15 protein-coding genes and 1 pseudogene are annotated in these 20,473 nt (G+C 72.3%); 9 read left to right on the forward strand and 7 right to left on the reverse strand.

The window, feature by feature from the left end; all coding sequences use genetic code 11:
- Window positions 1–156 precede the first annotated feature (156 nt).
- The 3 genes and pseudogenes from AB0M39_RS27820 to AB0M39_RS27830 form a co-directional block, all read right to left on the reverse strand.
- On the reverse strand, window positions 157–624 hold the full coding sequence (locus AB0M39_RS27820) for an NPCBM/NEW2 domain-containing protein (RefSeq protein WP_365368675.1): 468 nt from the start codon (window positions 622–624) through the stop codon (window positions 157–159).
- Window positions 616–2,331, reverse strand: a pseudogene (locus tag AB0M39_RS27825) (NPCBM/NEW2 domain-containing protein); the annotation flags it as partial. The pseudogene AB0M39_RS27825 and the gene AB0M39_RS27820, both read right to left, overlap by 9 nt.
- Window positions 2,332–2,489: 158 nt before the next feature.
- Window positions 2,490–4,436 (reverse strand): amino acid transporter, encoded by a 1,947-nt coding sequence (locus tag AB0M39_RS27830; protein WP_365368657.1) that lies wholly within the window; start codon window positions 4,434–4,436, stop codon window positions 2,490–2,492.
- A 458-nt stretch (window positions 4,437–4,894) separates the two neighbouring features.
- Here AB0M39_RS27830 and AB0M39_RS27835 point away from each other — a divergent pair, with 458 nt between their 5' ends.
- Window positions 4,895–5,752, forward strand: a complete 858-nt coding sequence (locus tag AB0M39_RS27835) for a nitroreductase/quinone reductase family protein (protein ID WP_365368658.1) — start codon at window positions 4,895–4,897, stop codon at window positions 5,750–5,752.
- A gap of 389 nt (window positions 5,753–6,141) precedes the next feature.
- Here the strand turns inward: AB0M39_RS27835 and AB0M39_RS27840 are convergent, their stop codons facing one another.
- Together AB0M39_RS27840 and AB0M39_RS27845 are read right to left on the reverse strand one after the other, a co-directional pair.
- Entirely contained in the window at window positions 6,142–6,882 is a 741-nt protein-coding gene (locus tag AB0M39_RS27840; RefSeq protein WP_365368659.1) for a protein phosphatase 2C domain-containing protein, read from the reverse strand.
- A 156-nt stretch (window positions 6,883–7,038) separates the two neighbouring features.
- Window positions 7,039–8,202, reverse strand: a complete 1,164-nt coding sequence (locus AB0M39_RS27845) for a winged helix DNA-binding domain-containing protein (RefSeq protein WP_365368660.1) — start codon at window positions 8,200–8,202, stop codon at window positions 7,039–7,041.
- 355 nt (window positions 8,203–8,557) lie between these two features.
- On the opposite strand from AB0M39_RS27845, the gene AB0M39_RS27850 reads away from it, so the two are divergent.
- Complete coding sequence (locus AB0M39_RS27850; RefSeq protein ID WP_365368661.1) at window positions 8,558–9,649, forward strand: substrate-binding domain-containing protein; 1,092 nt, start codon at window positions 8,558–8,560, stop codon at window positions 9,647–9,649.
- 84 nt (window positions 9,650–9,733) lie between these two features.
- Here the strand turns inward: AB0M39_RS27850 and AB0M39_RS27855 are convergent, their stop codons facing one another.
- Together AB0M39_RS27855 and AB0M39_RS27860 are read right to left on the reverse strand one after the other, a co-directional pair.
- Complete coding sequence (locus tag AB0M39_RS27855) at window positions 9,734–10,099, reverse strand: PH domain-containing protein (protein WP_365368662.1); 366 nt, start codon at window positions 10,097–10,099, stop codon at window positions 9,734–9,736.
- A 244-nt stretch (window positions 10,100–10,343) separates the two neighbouring features.
- The gene (locus AB0M39_RS27860) at window positions 10,344–11,303 is read right to left on the reverse strand and encodes a D-2-hydroxyacid dehydrogenase family protein (protein ID WP_365368663.1); all 960 of its coding nucleotides are present in this window, start codon (window positions 11,301–11,303) and stop codon (window positions 10,344–10,346) included.
- A 121-nt stretch (window positions 11,304–11,424) separates the two neighbouring features.
- On the opposite strand from AB0M39_RS27860, the gene AB0M39_RS27865 reads away from it, so the two are divergent.
- From AB0M39_RS27865 to AB0M39_RS27895, 7 genes are all read left to right on the forward strand, one after another.
- Entirely contained in the window at window positions 11,425–12,981 is a 1,557-nt protein-coding gene (locus AB0M39_RS27865) for an alpha/beta hydrolase (RefSeq protein ID WP_365368664.1), read from the forward strand.
- A 365-nt stretch (window positions 12,982–13,346) separates the two neighbouring features.
- The gene (locus AB0M39_RS27870; RefSeq protein ID WP_365368665.1) at window positions 13,347–13,919 is read left to right on the forward strand and encodes a Crp/Fnr family transcriptional regulator; all 573 of its coding nucleotides are present in this window, start codon (window positions 13,347–13,349) and stop codon (window positions 13,917–13,919) included.
- A 175-nt stretch (window positions 13,920–14,094) separates the two neighbouring features.
- On the forward strand, window positions 14,095–14,832 hold the full coding sequence (locus tag AB0M39_RS27875; protein ID WP_365368666.1) for a hypothetical protein: 738 nt from the start codon (window positions 14,095–14,097) through the stop codon (window positions 14,830–14,832).
- Window positions 14,825–17,107, forward strand: coding sequence for a hypothetical protein (locus AB0M39_RS27880; RefSeq protein ID WP_365368667.1), 2,283 nt, complete (start codon window positions 14,825–14,827; stop codon window positions 17,105–17,107). Before AB0M39_RS27875 ends, AB0M39_RS27880 begins: the two co-directional genes overlap by 8 nt.
- A complete protein-coding gene (locus AB0M39_RS27885) occupies window positions 17,104–18,177 on the forward strand; it encodes a hypothetical protein (protein WP_365368668.1) in 1,074 nt (357 codons plus the stop codon). The genes AB0M39_RS27880 and AB0M39_RS27885 overlap by 4 nt, the downstream gene beginning before the upstream one ends.
- A complete protein-coding gene (locus AB0M39_RS27890) occupies window positions 18,170–19,651 on the forward strand; it encodes a DUF4407 domain-containing protein (protein WP_365368669.1) in 1,482 nt (493 codons plus the stop codon). The genes AB0M39_RS27885 and AB0M39_RS27890 overlap by 8 nt, the downstream gene beginning before the upstream one ends.
- An 87-nt stretch (window positions 19,652–19,738) precedes the next feature.
- Entirely contained in the window at window positions 19,739–20,254 is a 516-nt protein-coding gene (locus AB0M39_RS27895) for a Pycsar system effector family protein (RefSeq protein ID WP_365368671.1), read from the forward strand.
- Window positions 20,255–20,473: the final 219 nt, after the last annotated feature.

The raw sequence follows: 20,473 nt of genomic DNA on the forward strand, positions 1-20,473 counted from the left end.
TGACGCGCGAATGGCTGTTTCTGACGGCTGCTCGACGGACCTTCGAGCGCCGGGCGGGGCGGTACCGGCGCCGGTACCGCCCCGCCCGCCCGTCCGGCGGCGGGATCATGTCTGGACCATCTGGATCAGGTCCGGATCAGGTCTGGATCGGCTGGCTCAGGTGCAGACCAGCCGCGGGTCCGCCCAGTCGGCGTGGTCGTAGCCGACGCCGTCGCCGCCGTCGGAGACCTGGAGCCGGAGCTCCATGCCGCCGGTCAGGTCGGCGGTCAGCGTCCTGGGCGCGTCCGCTCCGGTGAGGCGTCCGCTGTCGGCGACCTTTGTGCCGTCGCGGTAGACCTGGAAGACGACCGACCCCTTGTCCCCGCCCGCCTCGTCGTCGACGCCGACGTCGACGGTGAGCGAGCGGCAGCCGCGTCCCAGGTAGTGCACGACCTCGCTGTCCGCGTGCACGCCCAGTCCCTTGGCGTACGTGGCGCCGCCGATGGCGAGGGTCCGGCCGTCGCCGGCGTCCTGCTCGCCGTTGCTGCGGTCGCGCTCGACCGGTCCCCAGCCGCTGACGGCCGACGCCCACGGCAGGTCGCTGAGCGCGTGCGTGCCGGCCGAGGGGCCGTTGCCGCAGGCCAGCTGGGGGTTCGCCCAGTCGGCGTGGTCGTGGTCGATGCCGTCGCCGCCGTCGGTCACGACCAGCCTCAGCTTCGCGGCGCCCGCGAGGTCCGCGGTCAGCCGCAGGGGCGGATCGCTCGCCGTGCGCAGTCCGCTGTCGGCGACCTTCGTGCCGTCCCGGTAGACCTGGAAGACGACCGACCCGCCCGCGCTCGACTCGTCGTCGACGCCGACGTCGACGCTGAACGACGGGCATGCGCCGCCGAGGTGGTACGCGATGTCGCTGCCCGCGTGCACGCCCAGCCCCTTGGCGTACGTCGTGCCGCCGATCGCGATAGTCCGGCCGTCGCCGGCGCGCTGCTCGCCGTTGCTGCGGTCGCGCTCGACGGGGCCCCAGCCGTTGACCGCCGAGGTCCACGGCAGGTCGCTGAGCCGGCTGACCCCGGTCGGCGGCGGCACCGGCTGGCCCGGCGTCACCCGGTACATCACCGTGCCGTGCGCGGGCACGGAGGCGCTGATGGCGCCGGTCGTCGTCCCGGTCTGCTTGGACCAGAGGTCCTTGAGGGCGTACGAGGACGCGCCGCCGATCCCGATCGCGTCGACGGTCGTCGCGATCGTCTTCGTGGACGCCGTCTCGTTCGTGAGGGTCACCGAACGGCTGCCGTCCGCCAGCGGCTTGGACATCACGACCAGGCCGCCGGAGCTGGAGACCACCGTGCCCTGCTTGCCCAGGGCGTCCTGGTCGACGGCGATGACGTCGGTGTTCTTCAGGATTGCGAGGGTCGCGGGGGAGGCGCTGCGCAGGTCGCTGCCGATGAGCAGGGGCGCGGCCATCTGGGCCCAGAGGCTGAAGTGGGTGCGGTACTCCGTGTCGGTCATCCTGCCGTTGCCGACCTCGAGCATGTCGGGGTCGTTCCAGGCGCCGGGCTTGGCGTAGGGGGCGAGCGGCTGGTTGCGGTGCGCGATGCCGATCATGCTGGACCAGGAGTCGCTGATGTCGCCGGTGGTGCGCCAGGCGTTGCCGAGGGCCGAGGCCCAGTTCCAGGGCTGGTTCTCGCCCCACTCGCAGATGCTGTAGAGGATGGGGCGGCCGGTGGCCTTGAGGGCGTCGGCCATGGCGGTGTAGCGCTGCTTGGCGTCGATGCCCCTGTTGCTGCAGTTGTCGTACTTGAGGTAGTCGACGCCCCAGGACGCCCACAGGTTCGCGTCCTGCTGCTCGTGCCCGAGGCCGCCGGGGAAGCCCTTGGAGTTGCAGGTCTTGGTCCCGGCGCTGGAGTAGATCCCGAACTTGAGCCCCTTGGAGTGCACATAGTCGGCGACGGCCTTGATCCCGTTGGGGAAGCGGACGGGGTCGGGCACCAGGTTCCCGGAGGCGTCGCGGCGGGGCAGGGCCCAGCAGTCGTCGATGTTGACGTAGGTGTAGCCGACGTCCTTGAGGCCCTGGGCGACGAAGGCGTCGGCGATGCCCTTGACCATGGCCTCGTTGAACTCGGCGCGGCAGTGGGTGGCGTTCCAGTTGTTGAATCCCATCGGCGGGGTGAGGGCGAGGCCGTTGTCGACGGCCGGGGCGGCTGGGCTCGGGGCCGCCCCGGCCGTCGGGGCTGCCGCGGCGGCGGTCGTCGCCTCCGCAGCCGCGGCGGGCAGAGCCGAGACGCCGGGCAGGACGAGCGCGGCGCCCACGGCTAAGGCCGTCAAGCAGGTTCTGACCGTGTGTTGTTCGGTGTGCATGTGGGGCTCCATAGGGAGTGAATGGCGCACAAACAAACGAGGTCGAACGAAATTCACCATATCTCAGCGCTGTACCAGGGACATGTCAAGTGTGTGCGCAAGCCGTCCGCCTCTTTGGCTGCGACCGGACGATCGGCCGGCAGCCGCGGCTCGCGCCGTCAGCCGACGTGGACCCGGGGCCGGCGCTCCGGGTCCTTCTCCGCGCGCCGCAGCACCTCCCGGGTCACCGGCGCGACCTCCCCGTCGCCGAACACCAGGAAGCGCAGCAGATGGCCGAAGGGCGCGCCCTCGGTCCAGTTGAAGTAGACGTTCGGGATCTCGCCGGTCCGCTCGCGCAGCGCCATCAGGACGGCCGCGATCGTGTTGGGCACGGTCGCGCCCGACGCGCGCAGGACGCGCACATCGTGCAGCCGCTCCCCGCGCACGGCCAGATCGGCGGTGAACTCCGAGGAGTCCTGGACCGTCACCTCCAGGAACAGCACCGGGCCGCCCTCGGGGATATGGGTCTCCTGGCGCTGGGTGTACTCCTTGTGCCGGTACTCCGCCTCGTTCCGCGCGTGCGGCTCGTTGGCGATGATCCGCAGCGGTCCCTGCGCCGCCGCCTCGTCGATCAGCCGGGCGGCGCTCTCGTCGAAGACGACCTCGGCGGCGCGGAGTTCGAAGGAGCGGTGGACGCGCGAGGCGAAGGACACCGCCAGGATCGCGAAGATGAAGAGCCCGGCGATCTTGATGCCGTCGGGCCGCTCGACGACGTTGGCGACCAGCGTGTACGCGAAGACGGCGGTGATGACGCCGAAGCCGACGCGCGCGCCCCGGTGGCCGGCGTGCCGGGCGGCGACCGTCGATGCGTACGACGCCGAGAGCATCAGGACCAGCACGCCCGTCGCGTACGCGCCGCTCTGCGCGTCGACGCTGGCGTGGAACCAGAGCGTGATGCCGATGGCGACGGCCATGAAGACCAGGACCAGGGGGCGCACGGCCCGCGTCCACTCCGGGGCCATGCCGTAGCGCGGCAGATACCGCGGTACGAGGTTGAGCAGTCCGGCCAGCGCGGACGCGCCCGCGAACCACAGGATGCAGATGGTCGAGACGTCGTACACCGTCCCGAACGCCTCGCCCAGATACTCGTGCGCGAGATAGGCGAGCGCGCGGCCGTTGGCGGCGCCGCCGGCCTTGAACTCGTCCTGCGGGATCAGCAGCGTGGTGGCGAGGCTCGACAGCAGCAGGAAGCAGCTCATGATGAGCGCGGCCGCGGTGAGCAGCTTGCGGGTGTCGCGGATCCGGCCGGCGGGGTTCTCGTACGTGTCGTCGGGGTCGCCGCGCACCTGCGGCATCACGGCCACGCCCGTCTCGAAGCCCGACATCCCGAGGGCGAGCTTGGGGAAGACGACGAGCGCGATGCCGATCATCACGAACGGCGAGGAGTGCTCGGCGGTCATCGCCTCCCACCAGTCGTCGACCACCACCGGCTCGGCGAACACCTCCCAGGCGCAGGCGGCCAGCACGACCAGATTGAGCGCGAGGAAGACGGCGACGAGGACGACCGCGACGCCGATCGCCTCGCGGAAGCCCTTGAGGAAGACCGCCCCGAGGCCGCCGATGAGGACGAGGGTGATCCAGACGTTGCCGCCGTCCGTCCAGGCGGGGGCGAAGGGGTTCTCCACCACATGCGCGGCGGCGTCGGCCGCCGAGAGGGTGATGGTGATGACGAAGTCGGTGGCGGCGAAGCCGAGGAGCACGAGCACCAGCAGCTTCCCCGTCCACCAGGACAGCAGCCGCTCCAGCATGGCGATGGAGCCCTCGCCGTGCGGGGACTCCCTGGCGACGCGCCGGTAGACGGGGAGCGCGCCGCCGAGGGTGAGCGCGAGCAGCACGAGGGTGGCGAGGGGCGAGAGCAGTCCGGCGGCGAGGGCGGCGATGCCGGGCTGGTAGCCGAGGGTGGAGAAGTAGTCGACGCCGGTCAGGCACATCACCCGCCACCAGCGGTGGCCCTTGTGCTCGGCGGGCGGTGTCCCGTGCGGTCCTGGGTGGCGGGCGGTCTGCTCGCTGAGCCCCTCCAGCAGCCACGACCGCCAAGCGCGCTGGGTGGCGGCGGCACGGGTCATACGGCCATCCTCACCCCGGCGCGGGGGCGGGGGCGAGCGCCCAAACCGGTCGTCTCGGCGCCGCGCCGGCTCGCCCGGCGGCCCGTCCGGCCGCTCTGGGACTGGTCTTGACGATCTGTTCGACACCGGGCTGTAATGGGAGCGCGTAGCGTGACGCCGACCAGAGAGCAGTGGGCAGGTCGGCGATCGAGCGAACGCCTTTCACGCAGGGACGATGCCATGAGTACACACTCAGCACACTGCGACTGACCCGACGCGAGCGCTGATCTCTCAGCGCTTCTTCGCGCGCGCCGTCCCTTGCCGTCGTACACCGTTCCGCGCTCCTGTGCGCGTTCTGTCTCCGGACGAGGGATCCCGGCGCCGCGCGCCTTCACGCGTCAGCGCGCCTCGAACTCATCCTCTTTCCCCCTTTCTCAACGTCACGGGAGACCTCTCCGAGCATGCCCATGTCCACATCCATGTCCACATCCACGTCCACGTCCGCTGCCCCGTCCGCCCCGTCCGCCTCCTCCGAAGCTCTCCTCGCACTGACCACCACCGGCGCCGCGTCGGGTGCGGAGCACACCGTCCAGCTCGGCTTTCTGCGCGAGGGCGACCAGCTGGCGGTCGTCGCGCCGGCGGACGGCGACTCGCCCCACCCCGCCTGGTACGACGACCTCCTCGCCCACCCGATGGTCCAAGTGGAGCTCGACGGCGAGTCGTTCGAGGCGATCGCGGTCCCGGTGGAGGGCGCGCGGCGCGACGCGCTGCTCCAGCGGGCGGCGGGTCGGGCGCCCGGCCACGCCGGCCAGGCGCCCCCGGTCGTCGTCCTGGAGCGCGCCGCGCCGCCCGAGGGCGCGCCGGCCCAGGTCGCCAACCTCGCCGAGAAGCTCCTCGAGGTGCACGCCTGGCTGCGCGCCCAGCTCCGCCACATCAGCGCCGAGACCGACGCCCACTTCGCCGCCCAGGCGGCTCGCACGGGCGCGGGCGACCCGCCCCCGCCGGGCCTCGGGTTCCAGATCAGGCAGCACTGCCTGGCGTTCTGCCAGAGCCTGGAGTTCCACCACACGAGCGAGGACGCGCATCTGTTCCCCACGATGGCGGGCCACCACCCGCACCTTCGCGAGGCGTTCGACCGGCTGAGCGCGGAGCACCGCACGGTCTCGCGCATCCAGAACGAGCTGGCCGCCCTGCTGGCCGACATCCGTACGGCGGATCCTCGGCGCTTCCGCGTCGAACTGGACCGGATGACACGGGAGCTGACGGCGCATCTCGACTACGAGGAGGAGATGCTGCTCCCGCCCCTGGCCGAGATCCCGTGGCCGCCGGTCCCCTGACCGGACCCCGGCGGCGCGCGGCCCGCGGGCCGCGCGGCGTCCCCGGCGTTTCTCGTCGCCAGCCCGGGAAATAGGCGGCGGGCGTGCCACCATGGGCCGCGTCCTTTCATATCGGCGAAGAATTGAAAGGGCGCGGCAGCGTGGCCGTCGAAAGCGTGCTGCCAGAGCCCGGCCGCGGAGCCGTCGCGTTATGCGACGGCTCCGCGGCCGGTGCCGATTCGGATACCGGCGCCGATGCTCAGGCCGGCCGGTGCTCATACCAGCCGGTGCTCATGCCGGCCGGTCGTCAAGGGGAAAGAGGCTCCGCGCGGCATTCGCCGGCGAATCCCCGCGAGAGCGTCCCCGCGCGAGCGTTCGTGGCCCCCGCGCGTTCGCGCGTCGCGCCCGGACTACTCGCCGACGCGGACCAGCGCGAGCGTGATGTTGTCCGGGCCGCCGGCCTCTATGGCCGCCTTCCACAGCTCGAACGCCGCCCTGCCGTCGTCGTGCACCCGCAGCAGGCTCTCCAGCTCCTCGTCCGGCACCGGGTCGGTCAGGCCGTCGCTGCAGACGAGGAAGCGGTCTCCGGCCGCCAGCGGGAAGGAGGCGATATGCGGCTCGACGGCGACGAACTCCATGCTGCCGCCGAGCGTCTGGGTGACGGCCGAGGTGGTGCGATGCCCGGGCGCCGGCGGCGGGCTGTCGTCCACGCTCACCTGGCGCAGTCCGTCCTGGCCCGCCGCGTACACCTTGCTGTCGCCGACGTTGAACGTCAGCAGCGAGTCCGACAGGACGACCACGCCGGCGACCGTCGTCCCCATGGCGGTCAGCCCCGGATCGCCGTCGGCGGCCGAGTACACCGTGTGATTGCAGATCTCCAGGGCGTCACGGACGTTCGCCTCGGAGTCCAGGGAGGCGCCGAGCGCGGCGAGCTGGCGCACGACCAGAGAGCTGGCCACCTCGCCCGCCGGCTGCCCGCCCAGGCCGTCGGCGACCGCGACGACGAGCGGCGAGCCCAGCGGGAACATCATGGTCTGCGGGTTCTCCGTCACCGTGCCGCACAGGGACCACGGTCCGACGACGAGGCTGTCCTCGTTGTGGTCGCGGATCCGTCCGACATGGCTCAGGGCGGTCACGGCTACGTACGGCACCGAACTACCCGCCTCTCCGAAACGGACGCCGTCACGGACGTCGATGTGCAAGGTGTGCAAGCGGACGCCGATGCGGAAGCGGAAGGCGCATCTCTCTCACAGTACGCGCCGGGCTCTCGCCGTACGCGCCGGCCGGCCCGCGCGATCCCCGGCGGCTCAGGCGGTCAGCTCCTTGGACAGGGGCGCCGGGAAGCTCACGACGAGACGGTGCTCGGCGAGCCAGCTCTGCAGTCGTGCAGCCTCCGCCTCCACCGTCCGCCGCGCCTCGGCCCCGCGGTCGGCCAGCAGTCGCCATACGACCTCCCCGTCGCGCCGCTGCGCCCAGGCGCCGACGATCTCCCCGTTGAACCAGACCGCGGGCCCGCCGTTGCCCGCCGTGTCGAAGAGCAGCGGGACGAGGGCCGGGTCGAGGTACCAGTCGCGCTGCTTCCAGCCCATGGTGGCCGGGTCGAGGCCGGGCAGCAGCGCCGCCCATGGCTCGTCGGCGGACTCCGGCGGGGCGTCGGCGTCGCCCGGCAGCGTCCAGCCCGCTCCCTCGGCGAGCGCGACCTCCGCGGCCCCCACGCGCTCCAGCGCCGCGCGCACGTCGGCGACGGTCCAGCCCGTCCACCACTTGAGGTCGGTCGTGGTCCCGGGGCCGTAGCAGGCCAGCCAGCTCCGCACGACCTCCGCCTTGGCCTCCGCGACGTCCATAGGCGCCAGCTCGGGCGCGACGCCATAGCGGAACTGGCTGGAGGACCAGCCGCCCAGCGGCCGCCCCCGCCGGATCCGCCCGTCCATGGCGAGCAGCCGCAGCACCCAGCCGCCCACCCGCTGCCGGGACTCGTACGGCTTGCCCGGCGAGATCGTCACGGACTCCCGCAGCACCGGGACCTCGGCGAGCAGGTCCGTCAGCGACGGCTCGCCGAGCCGCCCGACCGCCTCCAGCGCCGCCTCCTCGGCCGCGGCCAGCCAGTCCGCGTCCCAGTCGGGGTCGGCCGCGGTCAACCGCTTGAGGATCGCGGCCCGCTCGCGCGCGGCGACCGCCTGGGCCGTGGAGAAGTGGAAGACGGGCGCGAGCTCGGTCGGCACGGCGAACAGGGTGCGCCGCATGCAGTGCATCCGCAGCAGCGTCCGGTCCTCGTACAGGGCGCGCTCCACGTCCTGGGGCGACGGATCCCGCAGCCGCGCCCGGGCGGAGAGCGTGACGCTCGCCGCGTCGGTGGCGTGCAGCCCGACCAGGGTCCGGGCCACCTCCTCCGTCGTGGCCGCCCGGGCACCGGACGTCAGCAGATGCCGCCGGCCCAGACGGGCGCGCCGCTGCTCTGGGGTGATCCGCATGGCGTCACCCTACGCACGCGCCGATCTTCGCCGCCGCGATTCGCCGGCGCCGGCGCCCGGCCTCTCCACCGCCCGCCCGGACTCTCGTCGGCCCCGCTCGGCAGCATGGCCGGCTCGCGCGGAACTCGCGGCGTCCTCGCGGGAATGTCGCGTAGTAAGAGATGAAATGCCAGGGAATTCAGGGGCATTCATACTGAAGGCGCCGAATCGTCCTTACTATCACGTAGCTAACGATCGGCACCCGTTGCCATCACGTTGTTCGGTCACCTCTTGACGCATTTGTGGGCGCCGAGTTGGCTTCCTGCCACCTCGGCCGTATTTCTCGCGGCCCGCTCCTGGAGGTTGAGTTCTGCCGATGAACGCACATCTGCGTCGTTCCGCCGTCCCCGTCGCCGTCGCCGTACTGGCCGTATCTCTCGCAGGGTGTGGCGGCGAAGAGGGCTCGGGTGTGCGGACGAGCGACGACATAACCGTCGGCCTGCTCCTTCCGGAGAATGACGCGGCTCGCTACGAGAAGTTCGACAAACCGGTCATCGAGGAGAAGATCGCCCAGCTCACGAACGGCAAGGGCCAGGTCGCGTACGCCAACGCGAGACAGGACGCCGCCCTGCAGCTGAAGCAGGTCGACGACATGATCAGAGACAAGGTCGACGTCCTGATCCTGGACCCGGTCGACGCCAAGGCCATCGCCCCGGGCGTGGAGAAGGCCGACAAGGCGGGCATCCCGGTCGTCGCCTTCGACCGGCTCGCCCAGGGCCCGATCGACGCGTACACCTCCTTCGACAACGAGGAGGTCGGCCACGTCCAGGGCAAGGCGCTGCTGGAGGCCCTCGGGGACAGGGCCAAGACCGGTCAGATCGTGATGATGAACGGCGCGCTCACCGACCCGAACGCCGCGCAGTTCAAGCAGGGCGCGCTCGCCGAGCTCAAGGGCAAGGTGACCATCGGCAAGGAGTACGACACCAAGGAGTGGAAGCCGGAGAACGCCACCGCCAACATGCGGGAGGCGATCTCCGCGCTCGGCAAGGACAAGATCGTCGGCGTCTACTCCGCCAACGACGGCATGGCGGGCGGCATCATCACCGCACTGAAGGGCGACGGCTTCTTCCCGATCCCGCCGGTCACCGGCCAGGACGCCGAGCTGGCCGCCGTACAGCGGATCGTCGCGGGCGAGCAGTACATGAGCGTCTACAAGCCGTACGCCCCGGAGGCCAACGCGGCCGCCGAGATGGCGATCCTGCTCGCCCGGGGGATGTCGCTGGACTCCATGGCCCAGGCCGACGTGGACACCCCGACCACCAAGGGCGTCCCCTCCGTGCTCGTCCCGGTGATCTCGCTGACCAAGGAGAACCTCAAGGACACCGTCATCGCGGACGGCGTGTACACGGCCGCGGACATCTGTACGCCGAAGTTCAAGGAAGACTGCGCGGAGCTCGGCCTGAAGTAGGCCCGCTCCAGGTCTGGTCATGAGTCCGCCTCCACGGCAGCGGCCGTGGAGGCGGACTCATGCGTTCCTGCTGGGCGTCTGCGGCTAGCGCGCGACGAACTGCGTCAGGATGCCCTGCACCTCGTAGATGTCGACGCCCTTGGTGAAGGTCTTCTGGACCGGCGTCGGGCTGCCCGAGATCCAGATCTTCAGCTCGGCGTCGAGGTCGAAGGTGCCGGCGGTCTCCACCGCGAAGTGCGTGATGCTCTTGTACGGGATGGAGTGGTACTCCACCTTCTTGCCGGTTATGCCCTGCTTGTCGACGAGCAGCAGCCGGCGGTCGGTGAACAGGATGGTGTCGCGGATCAGCTGGTACGCGGCGTGCACCTGCTCGCCGTGTCCGAGCAGCCGCGCGTAGTCCTGCTGCGCCTGCTGAGGATTGACCGTGTGCGCGTTGCCGAACAATGCCATGAGAGGCCCCCCCACTCATTGAAGTAGCACGATCTTCGCACTGTATACCGGCCATCAAGGGACCTAGCCGGAGGTGTCCGTAAAGCCGGGAATCACGCTCCCTGGTCGTGGCCCGTCCCGCCCGTCCCGCCCGTCCCGCCCGTCCCTCGCGCCTCGTCTGCCCGCCGGGTGCGATCCAGCGGGCAGGAGCCCCTTCGGCGACGGCGTGTTTCAGCCAGGCGGGGGCGGGCCCGCCGGCAGGCGCTCAGCCGAGCCGGCGGACGGGGGCGCCGGCCAGGAACGCCTGGACGTCCTCGACGGCCTGGCCGTAGTACGTCGCGTAGTTGGCCCGGGACACATAGCCGAGGTGCGGCGTCGCCAGCAGGCGGGGCGCGGTGCGCATCGGGTGGTCGGCCGGGAGCGGCTCGACGTCGAACACGTCGACCGCCGCGCCCGCGATCGTGCCCTCGCGCAAGGCGGCGAGGAGGGCGTCCTGTACGACGATCGCGGCTCGGGAGGTGTTGACGAGATAGCTCGTGGGCCGCATACGGGCCAGCTCCGCGGCGCCGAGCAGCCCCCGGGTGCGGTCGCTGAGCGCCAGGTGGACCGAGACGAAGTCGCTGGTCTCCAGCAGTTCTTCCTTCGAGGCGGCGAGGCTCGCGCCCACCTCGTCGGCGCGCTCCCGGGTGAGGTTCTGGCTCCAGGCGACGACGTCCATCCCGAAGGCCAGGCCGACCCGCGCCACCCGGCTGCCGATCTTTCCCAGGCCGAGCAGGCCGAGCCGGCGCCCGTGCAGGTCCGCGCCGAGCGTGGACTGCCAGGGCCCGCCGTCGCGCAGGGCGGCGGACTCGGGCACGATCCCCCGGGCCAGGCCGAGCAGCAGCGCCCAGGTGAGCTCGACGGGCGGGGTGGACGAGCTGGCCGTGCCGCAGACGGTGACGCCGTGGCGCTCGGCGGCGGCGAAGTCGATGACGGAGTTGCGCATGCCGGAGGCGACGAGCAGCTTCAGCAGGGGCAGCCGGGCGAACAGGGTCGCGGGGAAGGGGACGCGTTCGCGCAGGGTCACGACGATGTCGAAGTCGGCGAGCGCGGCGGCGAGTTCGTCCTCGCTCGCGAAGTGCTCGGGGAAGGTCACGACGTCGACCCGGTCGGCCACGGGCGACCAGTCGGCGACGGCGGTCGCGACCGACTGGTAGTCGTCGAGCACGGCGCAGCGAAGTCTCATGTCGGCTCTCTCCTCGGGCGGTTCGGCTTGTTCGGGGACTCGGGGGCTCGGGGGTTAACCCCACCACAGAGATCATGACTGCCGGATGGGCCGGACGAGCCCGCTCGGCGACGCTGATCCCATGACTCCCACAACTCGCCGTTCCCACAAGGCACTTGTCCTGGCGCTCTCCGCCACAGCCGTCGTCACCGCGCTGACCGCGTCCGTCGCCCCGGCGTCCGCCCACGCCGAGCCCGCCCCCTCAGCCGCGTCCGCCGACGCCTCGGCCTCGGAGTCCGCGTCCGTGCCCGCCCTCGCCTGGCGCCCCTGCGCCCAGCCCGGCGGACCGGCCGGCCAGGAGTGCGCCGACCTGCCGGTGCCGCTCGACTACCGCGATCCGCACGGGCGGCAGCTCACCGTCGCCGTCTCCCGCCTGCGCAGCGAGCGCCCCGAGGCGCGGCGCGGGACGCTGCTGGTGATCGCGGGCGGCCCGGGGTCGTCGGGGGTGCAGCGGCTCACGCAGAAGGGGGCAGCGCTCCAGCGCGAGACGGCCGGCGCGTACGACATCGTGGCCCTCGACCCGCGTGGCGTGGGCGGCAGCACGAAGGCGAGCTGCGGGCTCCCGGAGAAGGACCGCTATATGACCACGCTCCGCGCCTGGCCGGGCCCGGACGGCGAGATCGCGCAGAACGTCGCCCGCTCCCGGCGCACCGCCGAGGCCTGCGCCCGCAACGGCGGCGACGTGCTGCGCAGCCTCACCACGGCCAACCAGGTGCGCGACACCGACCGCTTCCGCCAGGCGCTGGGGGAGGAGAAGCTGTCGGCGTGGGGGATCTCGTACGGGACGTACGTGGGGGCGGTGTACGCGCAGAAGTACCCCGAGCGCACCGACCGCTGGGTCCTCGACAGCAGCGGCGACCCGAACCCGGCCCGGGTCGCGCGCGGCTGGCTGGCGAACATGTCGCAGGGGGCGGACGACCGCTTCCCCGAGTTCGCGGACTGGGCGGCGGACCCGGCGCGCGGGGAGCTGCGGCTGGCCCGGCGGGCCTCGGAGGTCAGGCCGTCGTTCATCGCGCTGGCGGCCCGGCTGGACCGCGACCCGAAGCCGACGACCACCGCCGACGTCCCCCTGACCGGCAACGTGCTGCGCCAGGCCCTCCAACTGGCCCTGTACGGCGACGACACGGCCTTCGAAGGAATGGCCCGCCTCGTCAAGGCCGCCCAGGACCCGGCCGCGAAGCCGGCCCTGCCGCCGGCGCTCGCCCAGCCGCTGTCGGACGCCGACGCGGCGGTCTCCCTCGCGGTCGTCTGCAACGATGTGCGCTGGCCGGGGCCGGCCTCCGGGCACGCCCGCGCCGTGGCCGCCGACCGGGCCGCGCACCCGCTCACCGCCGGCATGCCGGCGAACATCACGCCCTGCGCGTTCTGGAAGGACGTCCCGGCGGAGAAGCCCACCCGGATCACGTCCCGGGGCCCGTCCAACGTCCTGATGATCCAGAACCTCCGCGACCCCGCCACCCCGTACTTCGGCGCGCTGAAGATGCGCGAGGCGTTCGGCGACCGCGCCCGTCTGGTCACGGTCGACAGCGGCGGCCACGGCTCGTACCTGGGCACCGGCAACGCCTGCGGCGACCGCACGGTCACCGCGTTCCTCGCCGAGGGGCAGCGGCCGGAGCGGGACGTGCACTGCGCGAGCTGAGCCGGCGGAGGGACGGACGCGGCGCGGCGCAGGCGACGGCTTCAGGGCCTGCCGCGCCGCGTCGCACGCGGCGGGTCCGGGCCGCCCGGCGCGGTGCGACGGCTGGGTCGCATGGGAACACAGGTGCCAGTGTGAGCTGGGCGTTCGATTAATGACGGCCTACAGGCTACTAATCCGGCCAGATGTGTCCGGTCCGCTTGCCTGCCCGCCCCCCGAGGGCAGCATGGTGCTGGCCGCCTCAAGGGCGGTTCGCGCCGAGCGCGAGAGACTCGGGGGTACTCGTGACAGACGCGTGGCCGCGTTCGACCTTCCTCAGCCGGCTGCGGAGCACCACCCTGGCCGACCTCATGAGCCAGGGGACTCCGATGGCGTATCCCGCCCATCGGCAGCTGCTCCAGCAGGGCGACGAGAGCCGGCACGTCCTGCTGCTCACCCAGGGCGTGGTGAAGGTCGTCGCGAGCTCGGAGAGCGGATACGAGATGCTGCTCGCCGTCCGGATAGGAGGCGATCTCGTAGGGGAGATGGCCGCGTTCGAGGAGCGCCCGCGCTCCGGGACGGTGATCGCGTGCAGCGATGTGACCGCGCGCATCATTCAGATGAGCACGCTGGAGACCTTTCTCACGGACCATCCGGACGCCATGAAAGCGATGATGCGCATGCTCTCCGCCCGGCTGCGGTGGGCGAATCGGCGACGTATCGACTTTCGCGCTTACGACGCGCTGACCCGACTCGCCCGATTACTCGCGGAACTGAGCCAGGTGTACGGAATCCCCGTACCCGGCAGCGGGGGAAAGCGCACTGTGCTCGGCGTCATGCTGACCCAGCCGGAACTGGCCTCTTTGGCGGGCCTCGCGCTGGGCACGGCGGAGAAGAGCCCTCGCCACCCTTACCCAGCATGGCCTGGTGGAACGCAGTTACCGGAAGATCACTATCTGTGACGTCCCAAGGCTGTTGGAATTCGCCAAAGTCGTGGATGACAACCCGTACTGATACGGGGTCTGATCTCACCCGTCCTCCTAGCCTCTCGGGCAGCACTTCGCAGGAAGTGCCGTAAGAGAGAGGAATGGCCGGGTGGCCGAGTGGTCCGGGTTCTACCCCTGTACATGCATAGCAATGGACGCAATGTCTTACGGACGCAACAACGACCGTAGGCAGTCCGAGATTCAGCACGACCTGCCGCGTATCACCGCCCGCGCGGCCGCCGGCGCCGGGCTCGACCGGTCGCGTTGGCAGATTCAGCGCAAGGGCGACGAGGAGCTGGCCGTCCTCCCCATGGACGGCACGGAGCCGCGCCTCGTCGACGACTTCATCCGCCACCTGGTATCCGAGCTGGGGCAGTACAACAGCCTGCGCACCCCCGAAGCCCGGATGCGGCTGCGGGCCGCCCTGCACCACGGACCGGTCGAGCTGGCCGACAACGGCTTCGCCGGCTCGACGGTGGTGACCACCGCGCGGCTCCTCAGCTCCCGCCCTCTCTATGACGCGTTGAAGGCGAACGAGAGCGCCGATCTGGCGGTGCTGCTCTCCGACGACGTCTACCGCTCCACGGTGGCCGGCGGCCACACCACCCTGTCCGCCGCGGACTTCCAGCGCGTCGCCGTGCAGGAGAAGGAGTACGAGGCGGGGGCCTGGCTCCGGGTCCCCGGCGTCCTCACGAACGGCTCGCAGTCCGCACCCGCCACGGCGGCCCCGGCGGCGCAGCCGCCGCAGCAGCCTCGGGACTCCGGCGCGGCCGCCGACGGCGCCCCCGCCCGCACCGAGTACCGGGGCGAGCGGATCAACGTCAACAACTTCCACGCCCCTGTGGACGCGCAGCGCGCCGTCTTCGGCTTCGGGGGCGACGGTGGCTGACGACCCCGAGGGCCAGGACCCTCCAGACGGCCCGAGCGAGCCGCCCGTCCCCGGCCCCGAGGAGGAGCAACCCCAACAACCCCAAGCCCAGCAGGACGACCTCGACCAGGACGCGCAGCCCGGCGACGACCCCGACCCGCAGCCGCGCGCCGAGCGCACCGCGCCGGACGAGCAGGAGGAGGACGGCAAGGGGTACGACGATCTGCGCGTCGTCTTCGGCCGGCAAGTCCACAACAACTTCTACGGAACGGTGGACGCGACCGGAGCGGCGTTCGGCATGGGCACGGGTGCCGCCCCCGGCCTCTCGCCCGGCACCGTCGAGCCCGAGGAGGTCGACCGGGCGCTCCGCTGCTATCTGGCGCCGAGGCCCTGCTTCGGGGAGGCGCTGGACAAGCTGCGCGCGGACCACATCGTGGTGCTGACCGGGCCCGGCGACTGCGGGCGCGGAGCGAGCTCGTTCGCGCTGCTCAGGGCGGCGACGGAGGCCGGGGCCGCACTGCGGAGCCTGTCCCCCGCCAACTCGCTGGCAGAACTGGCCGCGTCCAGCGCCCTCAAGCCCGGTCAGGCGTACGTGATCCTCGACTACGTCGGGGAGCGGAACGTCGCCGCGGTGCAGGCGTTCGACATCCGGCGCCTGGGCGAGGAGCTGCGCCGCAAGGGCTCGTACCTGGTGATCACGGCGGGGGAGGACGCCCAGCGGCGACTGGCGCTGAGGGAGTACTGCGTACCGTGGCAGGCCCCCGATCCGCTGGAGCTGCTCGACCACTGCGCGCTGCGCCTGCCGCCCGCCGACATCCCGCCGGGCGCCGTGGCGGAGCTGCGGGAGCGGGTGGCCGAGCTGCGCCGCCCCGCGGACGTCGTCGCCGTGGCAGCGCGCCTGCCCGACGGGGTGGAGGCGGCCCTGAAGACGCTGGGCGACAGCGACCGGGAGCTCGTACGCGGCTGGTTCGCCGCGGAGCCCGGCGCCGGCGACCTGCTGCCGCTCGCCGCGCTCGTGTTCCTCGACGGCGTCCCGGAGCGCACCTTCGAGAAGGCGTCCTTCCTGCTGGGCGCCTACGTCCGCGACTGGGAGCAGAGCGGCGAGCTCCCCGCCGCCGATCCGGACGCCGCGGCGGCGACGGCGCCGCGCCGGGTGACGTTCGAGCAGACCCGGGCGCGGTGGCAGGAGCGGACCGCCGGGCTGGTGCGGACCGAGCGCCGGCCGGGGCCGGGCCAGGACTCCAGCCGCAGCGAGCGGCGCGTCGTCTTCGCCTCGCCCCGCATCCGCGAGCTGGTCGTCGGCGAGCTGCACGATCTGTACGGCTACCAGCTCTGGTACCCGCTGCGGCAGTGGCTGGGCCATCAGGCGCTGGAGGGCGACCTGACCGCGCGCGCCGAGGTGGCCAAGGGCGTCGCCCTGTACGCCCGGCACGCGCTCGCCGAGGTCGACGAGAGCCTGCTCCAGGCCTGGTCCGACGGGCTCACCAACCAGCGGGTGACCGCCGCGCTGGCCCTGCAGTTCATGTGCGAGGACGAGCACCTGGCGCCCCAGGCGCTCAACCTCGCCCTCAGCTGGGCGGTCGACCGGGGACCCGACCGGGCCGTCACGACCGCCATGGCGCTCAGCGGCCGGCTCGGCTGCCTCTACCGGCTCCAGGCCCTCAACTGGGTCTGGTTCCTGACCACGCGCGGCGAGCGGATCGCGTTCGCCGCCCGCCGCTCCCTGGTCCTGCTGCTCCAGACCGCCGAACAGGACGCCGAGCGCGCCCTGTTCACCCTGCGCTATGTGCGCACCCGGATCAAGGACGCCGAACCCCGGTCGAGGGACCTGTCCAACGCGCTGCGGGCGACCGTCCAACTGCTGGAGTCGGAACGGCTGGAGGAGCCCGGCACGGTCGCCGCGGCCCTGCTGCGCGAGACCCCGGGCAGCGCGCGGCAGCTCGGCTCGCTGTGGGCGAGCGTCCTGCACAGCGTCTGCCGCCGCAGGGCGGTCGGCGCCCTGTGCCGGACGCTGGCGGCCCTGCGCGACGACCCCGCGGCGGCGGACGCCGTGCGCGAGCTGGGCGAGGCGATGCGCGCCGAGACGCAGCCCCGGCAGTGGACCGCCCTCCAGCACGACCTGTCCATCGCTCTGAGACATCCCGACTACGCGATCCCCGGCACCCGCCGACTGGCGGACGTGCTCCTCGGATCGATGCGGAGCCGGCCGGCGGCGAGCGGCAGCGGCCGCCCGCCGGCCCGCTCCCGGATACCCGTCCCCGTCGTCTCTTCCGTTCAAGGAGGCCGAAGCAAGTGAACTACCCGGTAATCGACGAGCACGTCCTGGGCGCCGTCGAAGGCGTCTGGTGGTCGCGGCGCCGCAGCCGCGACGACGTGCCCGCGCTGCCGCCCGGCGCGGTCTACGTCTTCCGCGTCGGCGGGAACTACCGCCAGTTCCCCGAAGGCATGGTGTTCGACCCGTCCCACGCCGATGTGATCGACGCGTCCTCGGTCAGCCTGGTGGACACCCGCGCCCGCCTGGTCGAGGTCGAGCGGACCCTCCCGTCGGTCAGCGAGGCCGACAACTTCACCGTCAGGGCGTCCTTCACCTGCCAGGTCACCGACCCCACGCTCATCGCCCGGCAGGGCGTCATCGACGTCACCGTGGCTCTGCGCGCCTATCTGGCGGGCGACCCCGACCTGCCGCGGGTCAGCGCCGGCCACCGGGTCGAGGAGGTCAACGCGGTGCGCCGCGAGGTGACCCACCGGATGACCGCGTACAGCGCGATCGTGCCGCCGCGGGTCGTGGGGATGAGCGTCGAGTTCGTCAGCGCGGAGGTGCACGCCTCGGAGGAGCTGCGCGACTGGGAGCAGAAACTGCGCGACGAGCGCCGCTCGCAGGAGCTCATCCGCGGCCAGCGCGACTTCGAGACGCAGGACGCCCACCGGATCGCCGAGCTGCTCTCCCAGGGGTCGGACTACGCGGACGCCTTCGGCATCGCCAGGAGCCGTATCGACGTGGCCCAGGCGGCGGAGCGGATCCACCGCAGCGCCGACACGGAGTCGGCCCGCCGCGAGCAGGCCGCCGAGGCGGACCGGGCGCACGCACGGGCACGGGAGACCGCGGAGGCGCAGATGCGGCGCGACGTGGTGCTCCAGCTGCTGAGGCAGATGGGCGGCTCCGACACCTACGTCGACTACCACCAGGTGCTCGAGCAGGTGCTGCGGGACACGGGCGGACAGCTCGGGAGCGGCGGCGCGGGGCCGGCCGTCGCGGAGGTGGAGTCCGGGCGGGGACGCCCCGGGCCGGACGATCCCCGGGGGCGGGGCGCCGGCCGCGACGCGCACGACGGCTTTCTGACCGACGAGGACGATCTCCTTGACTGAGCCCTCGACGAACGACGCCGTTGACTCCTCGAACACTGGCGACTCCTCGAACTCTGCCGACTTCTCGAACTCCGGCGACTTCTCGAACTCCGGCGGGGCGGACTCCGGCGGGGCGGACTCCGGTGGGCGTGCGGACTCAGGTCGGCGGCCCGGCTCCGGGCGCCATGGCTCGGGGCGCCATGGCTCGGGCCGTCCCGCCGCCGAGCGTCTCGACGCGGCGCGTCGGCTGCGCACCCTGACCGGCGTCGACGAGACCCTGCTCTCCCGGGTCCCGTACGAACGCAGCAGGTACACGGCGCTCGGCGGCGTGGTCCTCGGCACCGCGGTCGTCGCCGCGTTCTCCATGTGGAACTTCGCCACGCAGGCGCTCGGCAGGGCGTCCGTCCTGGTCGTGGTCCCGACCGTGATCTGGATGCTGTTCGTCCTCAACCTGGACCGCTGGCTGGTCACGCCCCAGCCGAACGCACGGCGCCGCCTCGCCGGGCCGCTCGTCATGCGGCTGGTGATCGCCGTGCTGCTCGGCGCGGTCGTCGCCGAGCCGCTGGTGCTGCGCATCTTCGCGACCGCCGTGGAGGAGCGCATCGCCGACGAGCGGACCGCCACGCTGGACCGGCTCCAGGACGACCTGGTCCGCTGCAACCCCGTGCCGTCGAAGACGGAGACGGCCAAGCCCGAGGACTGCGACGGGCGGGTGCTGTCCTTCGGCGCGTCCCCCGGCAGCCAGACCGTCGAGCTGAAGGCGCTGCGCTCGGACGTCGCGGAGCTTCAGGAGCGGGTGGACCGGGACACCGACCGGCTGGAGGAGATCGGCTCCGAGGTGCGGGACGAGTGCCGCCAGCTGATCCGCATCGCCGGGACCAATCTGTTCCAGCGGAGCAGCGAGTGCCTGCGGCTGCGCGCGAAGGAGAACGCGTACAAGAACGACCACCGCACCGACGAGAACGAGAAGCGGCTGGCCGGCATGAACAAGCGGATCGCCACGATCGAGGGCGCGTTGACGTCCTCGCGCGGCGACTTCGTCAAGGCCCGTGCCGAGGGCATCGACAAGCGCATGGGCGAGGAGCGGGCGAAGCAGAAGGAGATCGGCGTACTGGAGCGGATGCGGGCGCTGCACGAGCTGGCGAGCGGGAACTCCGTCCTGTTCGTCGGCATCTGGCTCGTGCGCGCGCTGTTCGTGCTCCTGGACGCGCTGCCGGTGCTGGTGAAGTTCCTGAGCGGGGAGAGCGCGTACGACCGGATGCTCACCATCGAGAGCAACAGCGCCGTCAAGATCCACGGCGAGGAGGTGCGGCTGGTCGAGCGCCGGGCGATGGCGGACATCGAGATCGCCCAGGACGCCATCGAGCAGGAGGTCAGGCGTAGCCGGGCCGAGTCCGAGGCGGCCCACCGCGAGCACGCGGCGGCGATGAACATCCGGGTGCGGCAGGCGGTGAACGCGCTGGAGGACGAACTGCGGCGCACATCGGACGTCTGAGCCCGACCCGAGAGCAGTACGGCCGCCCCAGGGCCTCGCCCTGGGGCGGACCCATGGGCGTTCACGGCAGGAACGGAAGGAGAGGTCATGTCCAGCACACGCGAGGGAGAGTCGGCGGCGGGCCAGGGCGCGGAACTCGTACGCGTTCTGATCGCCGAGACCCGGGAGGAACTGCTGAAGGCGGACAACAAGGCGGGCCTGATGCTCACCGCGCTGGGGGCGGCGCTGACCGCGCTGCTCGGCGCGATCGGCGCGGGCGGCATCGCCCCCCAGCACTACGGCCCGCTGCCGCAGGCCCTCTTCTGGGCGGGCTGCGCCGCATGGCCGCCGTCCCTGGTCATGCTGGGGCTGGCGGTGGCCCCGCGGGTGGGGAAGCCGCAGGGGCTGCGCGCGCACTACTTCGGGGACGCGACGGCGACCTCGGTCTGCGCGCTGAGCGCGATCGTGCGGCGGACCGATCCGCTGGACCGGGACGTGAGCCAGTTCGCGGTGCTGTCGCGGACGGTGTGGATCAAGTACCGCTGCATACGCCACGGGATGGCGTGGGGCACGGCGTTTGTGATGCTCACGTCTGTGGGACTGCTGACGGGGGCGTTGGCCTGACCTGATGGGTGCGCTGGCCTGGTACGCGGCTGGCGGCCTGGCGACCCGCGGCTGGCGGCCTGGCGACCCGCGGCAGGCGGCCGGCGACCTGGCGGCCGGCGGCCCGGCGATCCGGAGGCTGGCGACCCGCGGCCGGCGAACTGGCGGCTGGCGATCAGCGACCCGGCGACCGGCGATCCGCGACCGGCGGCCCGGCGACCGGCGCCCCGTAGATCCTCG

The organism is Streptomyces sp. NPDC051907 (assembly GCF_040681075.1).
In the GTDB taxonomy this organism is placed as follows: Bacteria; Actinomycetota; Actinomycetes; order Streptomycetales; family Streptomycetaceae; genus Streptomyces.